This window comes from Halomonas sp. ALS9 (assembly GCF_001651035.1).
Taxonomy (GTDB): Bacteria; Pseudomonadota; Gammaproteobacteria; order Pseudomonadales; family Halomonadaceae; genus Vreelandella.
Map to the genome: position 1 here is coordinate 1 of NZ_LXRG01000193.1, position 363 is coordinate 363.

Consider the following 363-nt stretch of genomic DNA (forward strand, 5'->3'; position numbering starts at 1 on the left):
AAGATGTCGTCGCCAAAGGACGCGTTGGCCCTGGGCAAATGCTCGCTGTGGATACCCAAACCGGCGAAGTGCTGCACACCACCGATATCGATGAGCGGCTGAAGTCTGACTACCCCTTTAAGCGTTGGTTAAAGCAGTAAGCTAGCTATCTAGAGTCGGCGCTCACAGAGCTGGCCCGTTTCCAAACCATGGATACAGACTCACTTAACATTACGCAGAAGCTGTTCCAGGTCAGCTTGGAAGAGCGTGATCAGGTGCTGCGTCCGTTGGCTGAGAGCGGCCAGGAAGCCGTTGGCTCCATGGGTGACGATACGCCGATGGCAGTTCTGTCGAGCCGTCCTCGTCTACTGACTGACTACTTCC

General features: G+C 55.6%; 1 pseudogene. It reads left to right on the forward strand.

The annotated features are described in order from the left end of the window. Positions 1-363, forward strand: a pseudogene (locus A6R74_RS22410) (glutamate synthase central domain-containing protein); the annotation flags it as partial.